This window comes from Mariniflexile ostreae (assembly GCF_042427585.1).
GTDB lineage: Bacteria > Bacteroidota > Bacteroidia > Flavobacteriales > Flavobacteriaceae > Pseudalgibacter > Pseudalgibacter ostreae.
This window is the reverse complement of record NZ_JBHMFC010000006.1, coordinates 1-17,759: the sequence shown is the minus strand read 5'-3', so window position 1 is coordinate 17,759 and position 17,759 is coordinate 1. Positions and strand designations below refer to the sequence as shown.

22 protein-coding genes are annotated in these 17,759 nt (G+C 35.4%); 8 read left to right on the top strand and 14 right to left on the bottom strand.

Translation table 11 applies throughout. From position 1 onward, the window contains the following. Window positions 1-86: 86 nt before the first annotated feature. The 5 genes from arfB to ACFFU9_RS01450 form a co-directional block, all read right to left on the bottom strand. Window positions 87-500, bottom strand: a complete 414-nt coding sequence (arfB, locus tag ACFFU9_RS01470; RefSeq protein ID WP_379859582.1) for an alternative ribosome rescue aminoacyl-tRNA hydrolase ArfB — start codon at window positions 498-500, stop codon at window positions 87-89. Then, window positions 497-2,047: a DUF4301 family protein gene (locus ACFFU9_RS01465; RefSeq protein WP_379859581.1), complete on the bottom strand. Its 1,551-nt coding sequence runs from the start codon at window positions 2,045-2,047 to the stop codon at window positions 497-499. Before ACFFU9_RS01465 ends, arfB begins: the two co-directional genes overlap by 4 nt. Continuing rightward, window positions 2,034-2,618 carry an AAA family ATPase gene (locus tag ACFFU9_RS01460; protein ID WP_379859580.1) on the bottom strand — a complete coding sequence of 195 codons (585 nt, stop codon included), beginning with the start codon at window positions 2,616-2,618 and terminating at the stop codon, window positions 2,034-2,036. Before ACFFU9_RS01460 ends, ACFFU9_RS01465 begins: the two co-directional genes overlap by 14 nt. 74 nt (window positions 2,619-2,692) lie before the next feature. Beyond that, on the bottom strand, window positions 2,693-3,427 hold the full coding sequence (locus ACFFU9_RS01455) for a phosphoglycerol geranylgeranyltransferase (protein ID WP_379859579.1): 735 nt from the start codon (window positions 3,425-3,427) through the stop codon (window positions 2,693-2,695). A 1-nt stretch (window position 3,428) separates the two neighbouring features. Then, on the bottom strand, window positions 3,429-4,055 hold the full coding sequence (locus ACFFU9_RS01450; protein WP_379859578.1) for a 4'-phosphopantetheinyl transferase family protein: 627 nt from the start codon (window positions 4,053-4,055) through the stop codon (window positions 3,429-3,431). 129 nt (window positions 4,056-4,184) lie between these two features. Here ACFFU9_RS01450 and ahcY point away from each other — a divergent pair, with 129 nt between their 5' ends. Both ahcY and ACFFU9_RS01440 read left to right on the top strand, forming a co-directional pair. After that, a complete protein-coding gene (gene ahcY, locus ACFFU9_RS01445; RefSeq protein ID WP_379859577.1) occupies window positions 4,185-5,501 on the top strand; it encodes an adenosylhomocysteinase in 1,317 nt (438 codons plus the stop codon). A gap of 109 nt (window positions 5,502-5,610) precedes the next feature. After that, entirely contained in the window at window positions 5,611-6,081 is a 471-nt protein-coding gene (locus tag ACFFU9_RS01440) for a very short patch repair endonuclease (RefSeq protein WP_379859576.1), read from the top strand. 7 nt (window positions 6,082-6,088) lie between these two features. Here the strand turns inward: ACFFU9_RS01440 and ACFFU9_RS01435 are convergent, their stop codons facing one another. Then, complete coding sequence (locus ACFFU9_RS01435; protein ID WP_379859575.1) at window positions 6,089-6,361, bottom strand: hypothetical protein; 273 nt, start codon at window positions 6,359-6,361, stop codon at window positions 6,089-6,091. 266 nt (window positions 6,362-6,627) lie between these two features. Here ACFFU9_RS01435 and ACFFU9_RS01430 point away from each other — a divergent pair, with 266 nt between their 5' ends. From ACFFU9_RS01430 to ACFFU9_RS01420, 3 genes are all read left to right on the top strand, one after another. Further along, window positions 6,628-7,101 (top strand): DUF1569 domain-containing protein, encoded by a 474-nt coding sequence (locus tag ACFFU9_RS01430; protein WP_379859574.1) that lies wholly within the window; start codon window positions 6,628-6,630, stop codon window positions 7,099-7,101. Window positions 7,102-7,274: 173 nt separating this feature from the next. Beyond that, window positions 7,275-7,640 (top strand): S24 family peptidase, encoded by a 366-nt coding sequence (locus tag ACFFU9_RS01425; RefSeq protein ID WP_379859573.1) that lies wholly within the window; start codon window positions 7,275-7,277, stop codon window positions 7,638-7,640. Beyond that, window positions 7,641-8,912 carry a Y-family DNA polymerase gene (locus ACFFU9_RS01420; protein ID WP_379859572.1) on the top strand — a complete coding sequence of 424 codons (1,272 nt, stop codon included), beginning with the start codon at window positions 7,641-7,643 and terminating at the stop codon, window positions 8,910-8,912. A 126-nt stretch (window positions 8,913-9,038) separates the two neighbouring features. On the opposite strand, the gene rpmA is transcribed toward ACFFU9_RS01420, so the two are convergent. The 3 genes from rpmA to ACFFU9_RS01405 all read right to left on the bottom strand — a co-directional run bounded on the left by rpmA (window position 9,039) and on the right by ACFFU9_RS01405 (window position 10,553). Next, window positions 9,039-9,299, bottom strand: a complete 261-nt coding sequence (gene rpmA, locus ACFFU9_RS01415) for a 50S ribosomal protein L27 (protein ID WP_345192380.1) — start codon at window positions 9,297-9,299, stop codon at window positions 9,039-9,041. Window positions 9,300-9,341: 42 nt separating this feature from the next. Beyond that, window positions 9,342-10,001, bottom strand: a complete 660-nt coding sequence (gene rplU, locus ACFFU9_RS01410; protein ID WP_379859571.1) for a 50S ribosomal protein L21 — start codon at window positions 9,999-10,001, stop codon at window positions 9,342-9,344. A gap of 99 nt (window positions 10,002-10,100) precedes the next feature. Beyond that, on the bottom strand, window positions 10,101-10,553 hold the full coding sequence (locus ACFFU9_RS01405; RefSeq protein ID WP_379859570.1) for a DUF4199 domain-containing protein: 453 nt from the start codon (window positions 10,551-10,553) through the stop codon (window positions 10,101-10,103). Window positions 10,554-10,879: 326 nt separating this feature from the next. On the opposite strand from ACFFU9_RS01405, the gene ACFFU9_RS01400 reads away from it, so the two are divergent. Then, window positions 10,880-11,257, top strand: a complete 378-nt coding sequence (locus ACFFU9_RS01400; RefSeq protein ID WP_379859569.1) for a heavy-metal-associated domain-containing protein — start codon at window positions 10,880-10,882, stop codon at window positions 11,255-11,257. A gap of 83 nt (window positions 11,258-11,340) precedes the next feature. Here the strand turns inward: ACFFU9_RS01400 and gldD are convergent, their stop codons facing one another. The 4 genes from gldD to mutY form a co-directional block, all read right to left on the bottom strand. Next, window positions 11,341-11,922 (bottom strand): gliding motility lipoprotein GldD, encoded by a 582-nt coding sequence (gldD, locus tag ACFFU9_RS01395; RefSeq protein ID WP_379859568.1) that lies wholly within the window; start codon window positions 11,920-11,922, stop codon window positions 11,341-11,343. After that, the gene (locus tag ACFFU9_RS01390) at window positions 11,919-13,226 is read right to left on the bottom strand and encodes a gliding motility-associated protein GldE (protein ID WP_379859567.1); all 1,308 of its coding nucleotides are present in this window, start codon (window positions 13,224-13,226) and stop codon (window positions 11,919-11,921) included. Before ACFFU9_RS01390 ends, gldD begins: the two co-directional genes overlap by 4 nt. 30 nt (window positions 13,227-13,256) lie before the next feature. After that, window positions 13,257-13,706, bottom strand: a complete 450-nt coding sequence (locus tag ACFFU9_RS01385) for a single-stranded DNA-binding protein (RefSeq protein ID WP_379859566.1) — start codon at window positions 13,704-13,706, stop codon at window positions 13,257-13,259. A gap of 305 nt (window positions 13,707-14,011) precedes the next feature. Further along, on the bottom strand, window positions 14,012-15,052 hold the full coding sequence (gene mutY / locus ACFFU9_RS01380; protein WP_379859565.1) for an A/G-specific adenine glycosylase: 1,041 nt from the start codon (window positions 15,050-15,052) through the stop codon (window positions 14,012-14,014). 139 nt (window positions 15,053-15,191) lie between these two features. On the opposite strand from mutY, the gene ACFFU9_RS01375 reads away from it, so the two are divergent. Both ACFFU9_RS01375 and ACFFU9_RS01370 read left to right on the top strand, forming a co-directional pair. After that, a complete protein-coding gene (locus tag ACFFU9_RS01375) occupies window positions 15,192-15,482 on the top strand; it encodes an HU family DNA-binding protein (protein WP_379859564.1) in 291 nt (96 codons plus the stop codon). A gap of 379 nt (window positions 15,483-15,861) precedes the next feature. Continuing rightward, the gene (locus tag ACFFU9_RS01370; protein WP_379859563.1) at window positions 15,862-17,409 is read left to right on the top strand and encodes an Rne/Rng family ribonuclease; all 1,548 of its coding nucleotides are present in this window, start codon (window positions 15,862-15,864) and stop codon (window positions 17,407-17,409) included. A 157-nt stretch (window positions 17,410-17,566) separates the two neighbouring features. Here the strand turns inward: ACFFU9_RS01370 and ACFFU9_RS01365 are convergent. Beyond that, window positions 17,567-17,759: transposase (locus ACFFU9_RS01365; RefSeq protein WP_379859562.1), on the bottom strand; the 193-nt coding region annotated here is incomplete at its 5' end.

Below are 17,759 nucleotides of genomic sequence, written 5' to 3'. Positions count from 1 at the left end.
TTCAATGGGTATGATCTCAGCCGATATAGGCACCCCTTTTTTGAGAACGCTGCAAAGATAGCCAACAATTCACAATAAACAAAACATCATGAATCGAGGTTCGGTTTTTTCCTAAAGGCCTTCTTATCAGAGAGCTTTCGATTATTTTTAATACGTTTTTTTATGATGCCCTTTGGTATTCTAGTAGGAATCCGTTTTTTAGGCACCCTTAAGGACACTTTAATAAGCTCGAGAAAACGCTTTATAACAAGTGATTTGTTTTGATGCTGGCTCCTACTCTCATCACATTGTAAGATTAAGAGGCCGCCTTTGGTTAATCTGTGTTGAAGCTTTTTCTGAAGACGCTCCTTGATTACGTCTGTAAAAACAAGCGAAGCTTTTAAGTCATATACCAACTCTATTTTAGATGACACCTTATTTACGTGTTGGCCACCGCTGCCAGAACTTCTCGTAGCTTTAAATGACAATTCTTGTAACAGGGCGTCTTCATTAAACTTCATAACACTTGATGGGCAGGTTTTAACAAATCGTTTACTGTCTTTACAGGGTTAAAGGTTTCTACAGGCACTTCAACAAAAATAGAGTTCCAGTAAGCCATACTTCCGTTCCATAACCCAGGAAGCTCCAAAGCTTGAATATCCAAGCCGTTTTGAGTTTTCATAGTTATAAATGCCGCTTCAGGATCGACAAACGCTTTAAGGTTGAATTTTTTTCCTTTATAATCTTTAATCCCACACACCAAATCTGTAGGATTAAAATGACTTGCCTTTTCCACTAAAGCTTGTTGTCCTTCTTTTTCAAAGTTAATCTGTGCAAACTCTACAATTTGCAAGGATGCGTGGCCATCTTTGTCCTTTATCCAAAATGGGCCACCACCAGGCTCTCCTTCATTTTTAACCATCCCACAAACTCGAATCGGTTTGTTTAGTTTATTTTTTAAATACGTTAATTTTTCTTCTGTAGCGTAGCTTTCAAAATGGGGGGTTACAGCCACATTTAACCTATGATTTAAAAACAAAACCATAGATTTTAAATCTGAATTAGTGATGTTTTCAGCATCTAGCATGTGTAAATAATGAAATATGTCCGCTTGCACCTCCAACAGAACTCCTGCTAACAACTTCTTATAATTGGAAACGTTTATGTTTTTTTCTGAGACTACAATATTATCAATGTTCTTTATAAAAACCACATCGCAATCCAAATCGTTTAAGTTTTCCAATAAAGCGCCATGGCCGGCTGGCCTGAACAGGATAGAACCATCTTCATTTCTAAAAACGGTGCCTTCTTTGGACAATGCAACCGTTTCCGTGGCTTCTTTTTGAAAAGAAAAAGATACTTTAAAATGCGTTTTAGTTTTTGCTTCTAGCGCTGGGATTATACGTTTTAACTCTTCTGTAAAAGCACTATGGTGATCTTGCGAAACCGTAAAGTGAAGCTTAGTTTTAGCATGCGATGACGCATACAAAGTGGATTCAAATAAGTGCTCATAAAAAGCCGTTACACTGGAATCATCATACTTATGGAAAGGCAATAATCCTTTAGGAAGATTGCTATAATTAAGACCTTTTGCATCCAACATGGTTTCTACAAACTTTAACACCTTTTGTCCTTCTGGTAAGGTATCAAAATCTGGAAACAACGCCTTCGCTTTCGTCACAACCTTACTGTAAAACGGAAAGGCTTCCAATCCCGCTAAAAAATCTAATATCAAACTATCTTTCTGCCTTTCTGCATAGTCCTTTATGTTTTCTTTGGAAGGATTAAATTCTTTTATAAACTGAAATAAAAATTTAAACATTCTAGTTGCTGCACCAGATGCAGGCACAAACTTTAAAATAGAGCGTTCGTCTTGTTTCCTTTCATATAAATCGATATAGGCCTGTGTTTCTTTCTTATTGTAACGTTCGATCCCTTTCCCAATAATTGCTGGTGCGATTAAATGAACATGAGACATGCCATGTTTTAATCGGGAGATTTGAGCGTGTACCTCATCTAAGGTCATGCCTTTACTTTGTATTTGTAGTATATCTTTATCGGATAACATGTTCGCTTCTTTTTCTTAACAATTCATCAATATGCCCAATGGCTGTTTCAAGTCGTGCTTTCTTATCGCCTTTAAGCAACACAAAAGATTTATCATACTTTATAAGTGTGTCCTGAAACATCTTAAACATTTCTACTCTCTGTTCTGGTTTATCACGTAAATCATCGGCTTTCCAAGGCGTGTCAATATAAGTTAAAAAATACAAATCGTAAGTGTTTTCTAGCGCGTATTTTTCAAGTATCGGATCACATTCCCCTAAATAATACGCTTCGGAATAAACTTTGGTTTCCAATAAATTAGTGTCGCAGAACAATACAGTATCTGTTTCTTTTGCCAATTCGTTCTCAAGCTTCATTTGTCCTTCGGCAATAGGCAACAAATCTTTTGGTTCGCAAATTTTACGCTCTTTATTCCATTTATCTTGAAGGTACTCACGTGCATATTCTGGTACCCAAACCGAATGGTAATGCTTTGCCAATGCTTTTGATAACGTTGTTTTTCCTGTTGATTCTGGTCCAAACAAAACTATTTTTATACAATTTGAAGGCTGTTGTTTATACTTTTCTTCCATGCTAAATTGTCTTGGTTTGCGAATATAGTAAAGATTATATATTACAAGGCTTGGTAAATTAGTACTATCGGCTTCTAAGCAAGCAAGGCATCAAAAAAAGACTCATCATCTTCAAAAGCCGTTCCTATAACAACCAAATCTGCTCCAGAACCATAAGCTTTCTCTAAATCTTTTTTATTTCTAATACCACCTCCAACAATTAAGGGAACGTGAAGTACTTTTTTAACTTGAGCAATAGTCCTGTTGGACAATGGCGTTTCGGCACCACTTCCTGCCTCCAAATATATCAACTGCATTCCTAAGTATTGTCCCGCGGAAGCGGTATCTACGATTAATTGAATAGCGCTGTTCACCATTGGTTTTGTATGGGTAACATACTCAACAGCAGTTCGCTTCCCCCCTTCAATTAAAAGATATCCAGTTGGAATTACTTCCAGGTTGGTGAGTTTTAATCTAGATACCGCTTGCACGTGCTTATCGATTAAATAGTCTGGGTTTCGTCCAGAAATCAAGGATAAAAATAAAATAGCATCTGCGCTATCTGTAATTTGGGTCACATCTCCCGGAAACAGTACGATAGGCAAAGGTGTATGCTTTTTTATTTCCACAACTAGTTTTTCTGTTTTATGGGCGTCTACCGTACTACCACCCACAAAAATATGCGTAGCTATCGAACGGTTTACTTTTCCAATAAACCGACTTGCATTTTCGATAAAAAACTTATCGGGATCAATTAAAACAGCCAGCAACTGTTTTCCTGATGCTATGTCTGAAACTATATTCTTGTATATGTTTATTTGTCCTGTCACCCTATTTTATTGCGTAAGCACAAGTAAAACCCTCAAATTCTAGAAAATGAATATTATAGCGGTGTTTTTCATTTTTATAATCTATCCAAGCCACAGTTTCAACATCGCTACTAGCAAAGGGAATAACCATAAAGCAGGATTTAAAACTCAATCCTGGTGTAGCGAAAAGTTTATATAATGATTCTTTTACACACCATATGGTGGTTAACTTTTTTATATAATCCGTAGCATTTTCATCCAGGTAATCAAACTCATAATCAATAAATTTATGGGCAATAACAGCAATTTTATCTCGTTGTTTTTCAATATCAATCCCAACAGTAGCATCGCTTATAATCACTGCAGAAAAATTAAAAGAATGTGTAATGGATATTTGCTTACCATCTTTTAGGTGTGGCTTACCATAAACATCGTAAAACAAATCGGCATCCTCATAACCAAACGCTGCCAACAAATGGCGAACACTTAAAAACCCGCGCTGGTGCCACTCACTTTTCATACTCAAAACACGCTCTAAAGTTGTTGGTTTTAAGCTTAGCGGCTGCATTAGCGCTTCAAAGGATTCCGTTATCTTCCAGATTTTAACAGTTGTTTGTGAATTTGGAACAATGGTTTTATAAAGTGGCATTTAATATTCTAAAAGTTATTGATTATCTTTGCACTGCCTACGGCATCTTAAGCGATATTGCTAAGCGCAATTTAGTATTTTACGCGCTAATTGCAATGATGTTTGAGTTTAAAAATAAAAGAAAACACTATGAGCACAAAAACAATTCCTTACATAGCAAATAAAGTAAAAGACATATCATTAGCTGCTTGGGGACGTAAAGAAATAGAATTGGCTGAAGCAGAAATGCCTGGCTTGATGAGCCTTCGTGAAGAATACGGAAACTCAAAACCACTAAAAGGAGCACGAATAGCTGGTTGTTTACACATGACGATCCAAACAGCTGTTTTAATTGAAACCTTACAAGCTTTAGGTGCTGAAGTAACATGGAGCTCTTGTAACATTTTCTCCACACAAGACCAAGCTGCTGCGGCTATTGCCGATGCAGGAACTGCCGTGTATGCCTGGAAAGACATGACCGAAGAAGAGTTTGATTGGTGTATCGAGCAAACCTTATTTTTTGGTGAAGACAGAAAACCCCTTAATATGATTCTTGATGATGGTGGTGATTTAACGAATATGGTTTTAGATCGTTTTCCAGAATTGGTTCCAGGTATTAAAGGGTTAAGCGAAGAAACCACCACTGGTGTTCACAGACTTTATGAGCGTGTTAAAAAAGGAACACTCCCCATGCCCGCTATCAATGTAAACGATAGTGTTACAAAAAGTAAATTTGACAACAAATATGGCTGTAAAGAAAGTGCTGTAGATGCGATACGCCGTGCAACAGATTTAATGCTTGCAGGAAAACGCGTAGTAGTTTGTGGTTATGGCGATGTAGGCAAAGGAACTGCAGCTTCTTTTAAAGGTGCTGGCAGTATTGTTACCGTTACAGAAATCGACCCTATTTGTGCGCTACAGGCGGCTATGGATGGTTTTGAAGTTAAAAAACTAGAAACTGTTGCGCCAGTTGCAGATATTATTATTACGACTACTGGAAACAAAGACATTATACGCAGCGAGCATTTTGAGGCTGTAAAAGACAAAACCATCATTTGTAATATTGGACATTTTGATAATGAAATTGATATGGCTTGGTTAAATAAAAACCACGGACATACCAAAAACACCATCAAACCACAAGTAGATAAATACACCATAAACGGAAAAGATGTTATTGTACTTGCTGAAGGCCGTTTAGTAAATTTAGGTTGTGCTACAGGGCATCCTAGTTTTGTAATGAGCAACTCGTTTACAAACCAAACTTTAGCACAAATTGAATTATGGAACAACACCGATAAGTATAAAAACGACGTGTATATGTTACCTAAACACCTTGATGAAAAAGTAGCACAATTACACTTAGCGAAAATTGGTGTAGAGCTTACAGAACTTCGTAAAGACCAAGCCGATTATATTGGTGTAGCAGTAGAAGGCCCTTATAAGCCAGAATACTACCGCTATTAGTCTTAAATAAACTATTAGAGTTTATTTATTTCGCTTTTAGATATTCAAACCCTTCACCGTTCGTTCTGTGAGGGGTTTAATTTTTCTAAAAATTCCGTACATTAATACCATGGAATATAAAGAACCCAAAATAAAAGTGCCAAGATTTAATGAGGCTTCTGGCTTTTATACCACTAAAAAGCGCTCAAAAATAATGGGACGTATTAAAAGTAAAAACACAAAACCAGAATTGCTGTTTAGAAAGGCTTTATGGGCCAAAGGCATTCGCTATCGGATCCATTCTGAGAAACTCCCAGGAAAACCAGATATCTCCATTAAAAAACACAAATTAGCCATTTTTATCGATGGTGAATTTTGGCATGGCTATCATTGGGACGAGCGAAAACTCCAGCTAAAATCCAACCGAGACTTTTGGACCCCTAAAATTGAACGCAATATGCAGCGTGACAGGGAAATAAATTTAGAATTAGCAACATTGGGCTATACCGTTTTCCGGTTTTGGGAGCATGAAATCAAAAAAGAACTCAAAACCTGCCTCAATGATGTTATGGTTTTTATTGACATGGGCGAAAACCCTTAAGCCAAGTCTACTCGTCAACCAAATCCTCCTCAAAATACCACCATAAACTAGAATCAATAGCTGCTTTTACTTTATTGATATCCACATCATTTTTTAATAGAATGGTAATGCTTTCGTCCCCTCGATTTTGCTCCATACTTTCCGCAATTTCTATGGACTCTATTTCACTGAAATGTTCTAAATGTTTTTTTATTTTTTCATCTAAATCGCTATCAGTTAAATAAATTTTGATAGTGGATTGCGAAGGAGAATTTCTGATTTCTGATCTAAAAGGTTGCATAGGCACTTATTTTTGTTTCTTAAGGATTAACAATCTATTTACTTTTGATATGATATAGAGAAAATACAAGACAACTGGTTTCTAATTCGGTATGATAAAACGCCATTATAGCTGATATACTATTATAAATCGACACTTTTCTAAATCACTTTATTTTCACCTATAAGGCTTTTAAATCCAGAACTCTTAAAGAGAACAAAGAACGATTAGCCATGTTGTAGCCTAAGTTAAGCATTTAATCAATACCTTTAAATTAAATTTTAGAAATGGACAACACCAAAACAGCAGTTTTAACCCGGCTTTTATCTCAAATAGAAAAACACATCCCCTTAAAAGCTGAAATAAACACAAACGTATCGAAAGCAAATGTAGGCTGGCATATAGACCACACATTGAAAGTGATACATCGGGTGTACACTATTTTAGAGAAAAGCGACCCCAATACATATAAAAAGAATTTTAATTTACTGCGTAGCACTTTCTTTATTTTAGGTTGGTTTCCACGTGGCAAAGTAAAAGCGCCAGAAGAAGTAACTCCCCCTAAATTGATTTTAGAAAAAGATTTATACGCGCAATTACAAGAAGCAAAAGAACACCTAAAAAATATTGAAACATTACACAAAAACACCTTTTTTGTTCATCATATTTTCGGCATGCTATCAAAAGCCCAAACCTTAACTTTCTTAGAAATGCACACCACACACCATTTAAAAATAATGAATGCTATTTTAAAAGCATAACTACTTTTTAAACTCAGATGCTTTAAATCTTATCGCTTAAAAAACATGCCTAACCCTTCTACTATATTTAAGTTAAAGCACATCTAATTTTAATTATGTACTGTATTAGGATTGTTAATTCTTTATTCAAATTTTATGAATAAAGTCTTTGTTTTTCACGTAATTTTAAGGCTATGGAAACACCTGAGATACATAAAATAAAAAAGTCGGACAAAAACTACAGAGTTGCGCGTCCAACACAAACAGGTTTCTCTAGCCCTGCCACACATTACAACGAACCCAGAATCGATTTAAACGATGTTCTGGTAGAAAATGCATCTGCAAGTTTCTATATTCGGGTTTCGGACGATTCTTTTTCAGATTTCAGCATCCATAAAAATGACGTGCTTATTATCGACAAGTCCCTTACCCCCAAAACCCATCAACTGGTTGTTGCTGTTCAAGAAGACGCTTTTAAAATTATTAGAATATCAGATAAAGAAACGGCGGCATTTCAAACCTGGGGTGTTATTACATACATTATAAAATCGGTTTTATAAATGATTGCATTAGTAGACTGCAATAGTTTTTACGCTTCTTGTGAACAGGTTTTTAGACCCGATTTACAAAACCGACCCGTTGTGGTGTTAAGCAATAATGACGGCTGTATTATTGCTGCAAACAAAGAAGCAAAGGCTTTAGTAGACATCCCCATGTTTCAGCCTGTTTTCAAAATCAAAAAAATATTGGACGACCACCATGTGGTGTGTTTTTCATCCAACTACACCCTTTATAGTGACATGTCGCGCCGAGTAATGGACACCTTAAAAACATTCTCTCCTTTAATAGAAGAGTATAGTATTGACGAAAGTTTTATAGACCTTTCGTTTTACCAAGGAAAAGCATTAGAAACTATTGCTCATAAAATAAAAGACACCATATTTAAAAACACCGGCATTCCTGTGGGTATTGGCGTAGCAAAAACCAAATCGCTCGCCAAAATGGCTAATAAGTTTGCTAAGAAAATTCCAGAAAACAATAATGTGTATGTTGTAGATTCCGAAGAAAAAAGAAAACATCTTCTACAAACCTCAACGATCAAAGACATTTGGGGCATTGGCAGAAAACATACGGTACGCATAGAAAATACCGGCAAAAAAACTGCTTGGGACTTTGCCAATATGGAAGTTGCTTGGGTTAGAAAAGAAATGACCGTGATAGGCGAACGCCTTTGGAGAGAGCTCAATAATTTTCCTTGTTTAGAAATAGTAACCTCAACCGATGCCAAAAAAGGGATTGGTACAGCAAAATCTTTTGGAAAGAAACTTGACGATTATGGTTTAGTTGAAGAAGCCTGTAGTTATTATGTTGCTGAAGTCGCCGATTTGTTACGTCAACAAAAAAGTGCCGCTACCCAAATGGAAATCTTTTTAACTACTAATTACCATAATGATGGTGATAAACAATATCGAAATAAAATCATTATAACTTTAGATAGCCCAACAAATAGCACCATCAAATTAACCCAACAAGCATTAATAGGTTTAAAAAAAATATATAAAGACGGCTACCGTTATAAAAAAGTTGGCGTAAACCTCTTTCATTTAGTACCAGAACACCAAATTCAATTAAATTTATTTGAACAACCCAGTAAGATTGAGAGCAAAAAGCTCACGGATGCTATTGATACCTTAAATGATAAATTTGGAAAAAATAAGGTAAAACTCGCCACAGTGGGGAATCGAGAAAAACAATGGGCCCTGATAAAAGAACATCGCAGCCCTAGGTATACCACGCAATGGGAGGAACTACTCACCATTGGAGGGCTTTAAGGCCAGGCTCCTTCACAACTTACAACTTAAGACAACCGTTTTGTATCCAATAAAAAAGCTCTTTTTGTTTCCAAAAAGAGCTTTTTACCTTTGCTTAAGCTTAGGTTAAATTTTAAGACATACTTCTTAAGCCTCAAAAGGCTCTATAGAAACATAAGATTTATTATCTTTTTTCTTTGTGAATTTCACAACGCCATCAACATATGCGTGCAATGTATGGTCTTTTGAAGAATACACATTCTCACCTGGATGGTGTGTGTTTCCTCTTTGTCTTACGATAATGTTTCCTGCAATAGCAGCTTGTCCACCAAATATCTTAACACCTAAGCGTTTTGATTCTGATTCTCTACCGTTCTTAGAACTACCTACTCCTTTTTTATGAGCCATTGTTTTAAGTTTTTATGTGTTAATATTTAGCTATATTGAAAATTACTTTTCAATACCGCCGTCTAATTTGTCTTGTAATTCTTTTAACTCATCCCATTTACCAGCTGCAGCTAATTTAGCTTGCTTTGGCCAAGTATCCGTAACGATATGAGCAAGCCTTGAACTCGCTTCATTTAGAATGGTACTTAGGGCTTCTGGCGTTGCTTTAGAAACTTTTTCAAAAGTATCTAAACCTGCATTTACTAGTGCTTCAGCAGCTTTAGGTCCTGCACCTTCGATTTTTTTCAAATCATCAGCTTTTCCTTTTGCTTTTTTAGCGGCTGGTTTGGCTTCTGCTTTTGGAGCAGCAGCTTTAGGCTCTGCTTTTGCTGGGGTAGCTTTTTTAGCTCCCGAGGCAGCAATACTTTCAATAACGATTTCAGTTAAAGATTGACGGTGACCATTTTTAACACGGTATCCTTTACGTCTTTTCTTTTTGAAAACGATAACTTTATCACCTTTAAGGTGCTTTAAGACTTTAGCTCCTACTTGAGCACCGTCTATAGCTGGGGCGCCAACAGTTATTGCATCACCATCTTCAATTAGAAGTACATTATCGAAAGCAATTTGCTCTCCTTCTTCTGTTTGTAAACGGTTAACAAAAACCTTTTGATCTTTAACAACTTTAAATTGTTGCCCTGCTATCTCTACAATTGCGTACATAGCGTTACGTTTTTATTAATTAATTTGTTTAAAAAACTCGATTTGCCTCTCTTAAAGGCGGGTGCAAATATACTGCTAATTAATTAATCTACAAATGTTTTATTTATTTTGAGAAACATTTCCACTTTTTTTAAAAATCTGCATGACAGCAAGGGTGGAAACCACTGTGGTAGACAAGCCCATGATGGCAACAACAAAAGTAACCATACCAATATCCGCATCAAGACCTCCGTTCATTACAGCAAGCAGTTCTGGTAAGAAATCCGTATTAAGCGCTGTGGCATAAAAAAGAAAAAAAACAGTAAAAAACAAAGTAGCAATAAACCCTGTAATGAGTCCTGTTTTAAAGCCTTCGCCATAAGAAAACATTTTTGGTTCTTGAAGCTTCATCAAACGCACAGCTTCATAAATCCCAAAAGCGGTAATAACCGCATTAAAAAAACTAAATACAGGATTGGTATGTTTATGGAACAGAGCCAAAATCAAAAAATATGCAATGAGCACAGCCGCTGTAACAAGTCCAAATCGAATGGGAAGGGATGCTTTTTTCATAGTATAATCATTTTAAAGACCTTTAAATTTCGTGAAAAAAAATGGGAAATAATAATTTAGCAAATAAACTCTTATTAAAAAAATGTTTTTCCTTGTGATTAGGGCTTGTAAAACACTACAAATAAATTAACAACTTGTGCCAAACAAAAAAAAAAGAATAACTCGTTAGCACACAATACCTTAACCACCCTTCATATACAAACCGTTTCTACGATCTCATACTAGTTAATAATAAGCAACCCTATCACAAAAACGGTATTCATAACAGAATACCCCACATTATTTCTTAATTTTGTAAATACAAAACATTATAAAAACATTTACCTATGAAAACCATACACGCTATAACCTTTACTTTAATGATTTTATTGATCATGAATTGTAAAAACGAAGCAAAACCTGAAATCAAAACAGTACAAACAGAAACATCGCAAACTTTAGATCCCAATGCCACCTACGCTAAAGCGGAATTCACTATTAATGGCATGACCTGCGCGGTTGGCTGTGCTGCCTCTATACAAAAAAGCATTGCTAAAATGGATGGTGTAAAGTCTGCTACTGTAGATTTTGACAGAAAATTAGCAATGGTAGAATACGACAATGCTAAAATAAACCCCACAGCATTAGAAGAAAGAGTGAGTAAAGTTGCTGATATTTATAAGGTAACCAACATGAAAACTGTTGATAGTTTTTCTGCAGAATAAAACAAACAGCTTATGCTGTGCTGTAGTTTTAAAAAAAGGGTTCAACTAAAAAAGCGTTTGGGTTTAAAATCCAAACGCTTTTTTTAATTCCATTTAATGGTTTCCATGATATGCTTGATATCCTTTTTCAAATAATTTGCAGCCGGCAAAATAGAATCGTAATTAGGTTTTGCATAGAAATACAAAGAACCCGTTAAGAAATGATTAATGCTATCGGTAATATAAAATTGCGATTGGGATGCAGCATCCCCACCCACTTCATAAAACATACCGTAAACATTATGCTCTCTGTTTTCATAGCGTTCTTCTAAAATGCCATCGGCTTTTATCATGTGCTTTTGTGGCAAACTTTGTGCATCTTTCAAAAAAGCCAGTAAATTATCCTTACTGTTCCCTATGGCCTTATAAGTTAAAAAAATAGTACCCTTTAACAAAGGGTGCTCAATATTAATAGCATAACTCTCTGTAGTTCCGGCTTGTTTTTTACTTGTTAAATATGCACCTACAGTATTGGTTTCGAAAGTAAAAGGCACATCCATATCCGTTTGCACATATTGGGCTTCAGGGTACTCTAGGCGCAAATAGCCCTTAGGTTTTGGCACGTAATTTTCGTCGCAAGACATCAAAAGTAGCGCAAGCGCCATTAAATAAAAGGAATGCCTCATGGCGTTATGGTGAATTTTACACGTTTAATCCGTTTTTGATCTAAAGATTCTATGGTAAAAACGTAGTTTTCGAAATGTATCTGAGAGTTACGTTTTGGGAAACTTCCCGAAATTTCCAGCACGAAACCAGCTACGGTTTCAGCTTCGCCTTTATGGTTTTCAAAAATAGATTCGTCGTTAATATTAAGTATCTTATAAAAATCCTTTAATGCTGTTTTACCTTCAAAAACATAATTATTATCATCTAGTTTGGAGTAGTTCAAATCTTCATCATCAAACTCATCGCTAATATCACCAACAATTTCCTCGATAATATCTTCTAATGATATTAAGCCAGATGTTCCGCCATACTCGTCTACCACAACTGCTAAGTGCACCTTCTTTTCTTGAAACTCACCCATTAAATCGTCTAGTTTTTTATTTTCTGGCACGAAAAAAGGGTCACGAAGCAAAGCCTTCCAATCAAATTGTTTTCTATCAATATACGGCAGCAAATCCTTAACATATAAAATGCCCTGTATGTTATCGATATTATCTTTAAAAACAGGAATTCTAGAATACCCATTTTCTTTAATTGCTGCTAAAACCTCTGTGTATTTTTGCTCAATATTTAAAGCAAAGATATCCATTCTCGGACGCATCACTTGTTTTGTATCCGTATTTCCAAAAGACACAATACCCTGTAATATCTTTTGCTCCTCTTTTGTAGTATCCTCTTCACTGGTAAGCTCTAAGGCTTGAGATAATTGATCTATACTTAAATTCGACTTTTGTTTGCCCAGCTTATTATGAATGCCAAGGGTAATGCTTCGCATAGGCAAGCTTAAAGGCGCTAACAACACATCTAAAACCCGTAAAGGATAGGCCATAAAGGTTGCAAACTTCACATTATTCCTACTGGCATATATTTTGGGCAATATTTCCCCAAATAATAAAATTAAAAACGTTACGATTACCACTTCTACAATAAATTTCAATACAGTAGAGGTTATAGTGTCAAATAAAAAACCGCCTAAAAAAGCAAATAAGATAACAATGGCAATGTTTATAAAATTATTAGCAATTAGAATCGTGGCCAATAACTTTTTGGGACGGCCTAAAAGCATTGAAATAACGTGCATACGCCTAGATTTCTCTTCTAAACCTTTGGCTATGTCTGTTTTTGAAAGAGAAAACAAGGCCACTTCGGCACCAGAAATCAATGCAGAACATGCCAGTAACAACACTAATAATATGAGACTACTAACAATCGAAAAGTCAATTGTCATAATTAAAGATTTAAAACTCGCGGGGTCAGGGTCCAATTACTTTGGTTTAAGTTAAATTTAGAATTTTTAAAATGGAAGATCATCTTCCTTCTCTTCACCTACAGGCTCAGTATTAGGTTTTTGATGTGCCGAAGGCTTTTGTTCAGACGCAGTATTAGAGACATTGTTCTCACTTTCTTTTTTAGTGGATAAAAACGTGAAATCGGTACAATGAACTTCAGTGGAATAGCGATCCATACCTTTATCATCTTGCCATTTTCTCGTTTTCAAACGCCCTTCTATATACACTTTATCACCCTTACTTAAATATTTCTCACAAATTTCCGCACCCTTATTACGCACCACTATATTGTGCCATTCGGTATTTGTAATACGTTCATTCGTTTGCTTACTTGTATAGGTTTCATTGGTGGCCAAAGGAAATCGACCAATACAACCGCCACCTTCAAAATAATGCATTTTCACTTCATCACCCAAATGCCCAATAAGCATCACTTTATTCAAGGTTCCAGACATAGTTTTTAATGTTTTAAAAAGCAAAATTAACGAAATATTTATTCATTCTTTTATTTTTGGGTACTTGATATTACAGAACCCCCATAACGAATTATCGCGTTACCATATATAAAGGAGCAGCAATTACAATGAAACACCACATACCAGCAACTTCGACCTCTTTTTAGTTAAAAAAGCTTTTCATTTTTTTTAAAAATAATAAAAAAAATAAGACTGCCGAAATTAACCGATTAAATAATATTGACCAAAACGCACAACGCTTTCTTGGGGTACAGGAAAACCATTTAATAAAACAAGCATTCGTTCTAAAAGTTAAAAACCTCTAGAAAATTACCGATTAATATGGGCACCGCATAATCTTTCACGGTGCTTATAGGAATTGCGTTTTCAACCTCATCATCTGTAGTAACAATCCAGAATCTGGTATAAAGATGTTGGTGTGATAATTTATGAACCACAAGCACCTCATTATATAAGGAGAGCTCAAATGACTTTCCCTTTACAGCACTATGATCATCAACTAAATCCTTAAAGGCATTATAATCCAAATCTTTTTTAGTTTCAATTAAAGGAAACTGATATAGGTTTTGCCAAATCCCCTTCCCTTTTCGCTTCTCTAAAAGCGTTTTATGGTTTTTAGAGATAAGCACCAAAAAATTAAAGTGCTTTTTTTTGGGCTTTGCAGATTTTATTTTAACAGGTAAAACAGCAATAGCTTGTGTATTAAATGCGACGCACCCTTTAGCAAACGGACAACTTTCACAATCTGGGTTTTTAGGCCTACACTGTATAGCACCAAACTCCATTATAGCTTGATTAAATTCTGCAGGACGTGCTTTATCAATAAGTGTTTGGGCCAATTGCTTAAACGCTTTAGCTCCTTTCGGACTATTAATAGGGGTATCGACCCCAAAATATCGAGACAACACCCTATACACATTACCATCTACCACAGCCGTAACCTCATTAAAACAAATAGATGCAATCGCACTTGCGGTATAATCCCCTACGCCCTTCAATTTTAATAAGTCGGTATAATTATTGGGAAAACACCCATTCAACTCATGGGCTATATATTGAGCAGTAGCATGTAAATTTCTAGCTCGAGAATAGTAACCTAAACCTTGCCACAGTTTCAATACAGCACTTTCGGGTGCATTCGCAAGATCAAAAACAGTTGGGTAATCGCGAACAAAACGCTCGTAATAAGGCAAACCTTGTTTTACTTGGGTTTGCTGCAAAATTATCTCAGATAACCAGATATAATATGGTGCAATTGTTTTACGCCACGGCAAATCCCTCTTATTATTTGAATACCAAGCAATTAGTGTTTTTGAAAATATCATTGACCTATTTAATATAGCGCACAAAAATAAACGTTTATAATCTTAAATTTTAATGAATTAGGTTTGAAATATTGAATTTTTAATTCCTATATTTGCATCCCTTTAAATTAGATATAGTAACATAAAATAAATTATTAAAATGACGAAGGCTGATATTGTAGCAAAAATTTCTGATAAGTTAGGAATTGAAAAAGGAGATGTTCAAGCAACTGTTGAGACATTCATGGAAGAAGTAAAAACTTCTTTAGAAGGTGGTGATAATGTTTACCTAAGAGGTTTTGGAAGCTTTATTATTAAAACTAGAGCAGAGAAAACAGGTAGGAATATTTCTAAAAATACTACTATTAAAATACCTGCACATAATATACCCGCATTTAAGCCTGCTAAAGTTTTTGTAGAAGGCGTTAAAACAAATGTGGACGTTAAATAAGCATTAAAACAAATTATTAATTTTAAAGACACTATTTATGCCAAGTGGTAAAAAAAGAAAAAGACATAAGGTAGCAACACACAAACGTAAAAAACGTAGACGTGCTAACCGTCACAAGAAGAAAAAATAAACCCAAAAAGTAGTTAGATTAGCTACTTTTTTTGGTTTTAACGCAACAAACGTTCTTTGAAATGAGTCCATTCAAATTAAATTATGGACTCCACGGATCATCCCGTTTAATCCCGATTGCTATCGGGACGGGACCTGTGATTATCTTACAACATCCCTTGATTTCGTATCATAACCGTTTTTAAGATATAAAATATTGTATAATCCATCTGTCTCAGTAGTGTTATTGAGGTGGATAAAAATTAACAAAATGGATAAAGAATTGATCATTCGGTCTAGTTCAGAAGATGTTGATTTTGCCTTATTAAAAGATGGAAAACTTGTTGAATTACAGAAAGACGAGGGTGCTAACAACTTTGCGGTTGGCGATGTGTTTATTGCCAAAATACGAAAAGCTGTTCCTGGACTAAATGCTGCATTTGTAAATGTAGGTTATGAGAAAGATGCGTTTTTGCATTATCATGATTTAGGGCCAAAGCTTCCTTCGCTTTTAAAATTCACAAAAAGTGTAAGCACAGGTAAATTAAAGGATTTCTCTTTAAAAAATTTCCCATTTGAAAAAGATATTGATAAAGACGGCAAAATTGCCGATGTCTTAAAATCAAATCAATCGCTATTAGTACAAATCGTAAAAGAACCTATATCGACCAAAGGCCCCAGAATTAGTTCTGAGCTCTCCATAGCCGGTAGGTATATCGTTTTAGTGCCTTTTTCTAACCGTATTTCTATTTCTCAAAAAATAGAAAGCAAAGAAGAAAAAGACCGCTTAAAACGATTGGTAAAAAGTATCACACCGCAAGGTTTTGGTATTATTGTTCGTACAGTAGCACAAGGCAAAAAAGTAGCCGAACTAGATAAAGATTTACAAAATTTGCTAAGTCGCTGGACCGCAATGTGTAAAAAGCTACATAAAGCCCACCACCCCAGTAAGGTTTTAGGTGAGATGAATAAAGCCTCGTCAATTTTACGAGACATATTCAACGACACCTTTACAGGAATAACTGTGGATGATGAAGAGCTTTATTATCAAATTAAAGATTATGTGCAAGAAATTGCACCCAATAAAGAATCAATAGTGAAACAGTATCAGTCCAATATTCCTATTTTCGAAAAATTTGGAATAGAAAGACAAATCAAAACTTCATTTGGCAAAACCGTTTCCATGGCAAAAGGTGCTTATCTTATTATAGAGCACACCGAAGCCTTACACGTTATAGACGTAAACAGTGGAAACCGGTCTAATAAAGCCAACAATCAAGAGGATACGGCACTTGAAGTCAACCTAATAGCAGCTACCGAAATGGCACGCCAATTGCGATTACGTGATATGGGCGGCATTATTGTAGTCGACTTTATAGATATGACCAGTGCAGAAAATAGGCAAAAACTCTTTAATCATCTTCGCGATGAAATGAAAGATGATAGAGCGAAGCATAAAATATTGCCTCCAAGTAAATTTGGATTGATACAAATTACAAGACAGCGCGTACGCCCAGAAATGAACATTAAAACCCGTGAGGAAAACCCTGACGAAATTATTAATGGCTCTGAGGTAGAAGCACCGATAGGAATCGTGCAAAAAGTGACACAAGATCTTGAACAACTATTAAAAAAAGACTATAAAAAGTTGACATTAAACACTCACCCTTTTATAGCAGCCTTCCTAACAAAAGGTTTTCCATCAATACGTTCTAAATGGTTTTTAGAACATAAAAAATGGGTAAAAATATTACCAAGAGATGCTTACACATATTTAGAATACCACTTTTTCGATAAAGATGGTAAACAAATTAAATAATTAAAAACCCGCTACTTTTATTAGTTAGCGGGTTTTTTACGTTATATACATCCTTTCAAAACCTTCAATATTTACCTGTTTAACTCGAATAAGAACCCCTATATTTTTAATTGGGGCGTTACCCCGGATCAAGTCATAAAGTTGTGGGATTTTAAGATTATGCATAAATTGTTGTAAGTCTATATAGGAAGAACTCTACGTTTCTAACCCCTCTGAACTGCGCTCTAAATGCCTTTATTTTTGCACTGAACGATTCTGCCGAAGCATTGGTGCTTCTGTTGTCAAAGTAGTTCAGTATGTTTTGATAATGGATGGACATTGTTCTGGATATGGTGCTGAAGCTTTTGAAT